We start from the raw sequence: 1,215 nt of genomic DNA, 5'->3' as shown, positions 1-1,215 counted from the left end.
CGCCGGGCCATGCCCGGCGGGATCCCACGAAAAAGGCCGGCATTCGCCGGCCTTTTCCTTTCACCGCAGCAGGCTGCGGATCATTCCGATTCCCACCACATCCAGAAGCTGTCCCACAGGCGCTTGAAGAAGCCGGCCTGCTCGACGGCGGCCACAGCCACCAGCGGCGCTTCGGCCACCAGCTTGCCATCCAGGGTGACCTTGACGGTGCCGATCTGCTGGCCAGCGGTGAACGGCGCTTCCAGGGTCTTGGGCACGTCGATGCTCGGCTTCAGGTCGTTGTAGCGACCGCGCGGCACGCTGACCAGCATCGGCTGCGCCACGCCCAGCTGCACCTTGTCGGTGGTACCCTTCCATACCTTGTGCTCGGCCACGGCCTTGCCCGGCTCGTACAGGCGGTGGGTCTCGAAGAAGCGGAAGCCCCAGTTCAACAGGGCCAGGCTGTCATCGGCGCGCTGCTTTTCCGACGCGCCACCCAGCACCACCGCGACCAGGCGCTGGTCACCGCGCTGGGCCGAGCTCATCAGGCAGTAGCCGGCCTCGGAGGTGTGGCCGGTCTTGATGCCGTCCACGCTGCCATCGCGCCACAACAGCAGGTTGCGGTTGGGCTGCTTGATGGTGCCGACCTGGAATTCCTTGATCTTGTTGTACGCGTAGGTTTCCGGGTAGTCGCGCACCATCGCGCGGCCCAGCAGGGCCAGATCGTAGGCGCTGCTGTGATGGCCCGGGGCGGTCAGGCCGTGGGCGTTCACGAAGTGCGAGTTCTTCATGCCGATCTTGGCGGCGTAGCTGTTCATCAGCGAAGCAAAGGCTTCTTCGCTGCCAGCCACGTGCTCGGCCAGGGCGATCGCGGCGTCATTGCCGGACTGGATCGCCATGCCCTTTTCCATGTCTTCCAGGCGCGCGGTCTGGTTGACCGGGAAGCCGCTGTAGCTGCCATCGGTGCCGGCGCCACCTTCGCGCCAGGCGCGTTCGCTCATCATCACCTGGTCGTCGGGACGGACCTTGCCGTTCTTGACCTCGGCGGCGATCACGTACGACGTCATCACCTTGGTGATGCTGGCCGGGGCCAGCTGTTCGTTGATGTTCTCGCCTGCCAGCACCTGGCCGGTGGCGTAGTCCATCAGCACCCATGCCTTGGAAACGCTGGGTGCAGGCGCCGGCGGCGTGGCCACGGTGGCGGGGGCAGCAGCGGCGGCGGGCGCCGGGGTGGCC

1 protein-coding gene is annotated in these 1,215 nt (G+C 66.8%); it reads right to left on the bottom strand.

The features are described 5' to 3' along the window. Positions 1-80: 80 nt before the first annotated feature. Positions 81-1,215, bottom strand: a 1,135-nt coding sequence (locus TEP_RS02810) for a D-alanyl-D-alanine carboxypeptidase family protein (protein ID WP_240790622.1), incomplete at its 5' end; no start/stop codon positions are given.

The sequence above is a fragment of the Stenotrophomonas sp. TEPEL genome, from assembly GCF_004348785.1.
Taxonomy (GTDB): domain Bacteria; phylum Pseudomonadota; class Gammaproteobacteria; order Xanthomonadales; family Xanthomonadaceae; genus Stenotrophomonas; species Stenotrophomonas indicatrix.
Note: the sequence above shows the minus strand (reverse complement) of the source record. Positions and strands in the feature narration are given on the sequence as shown.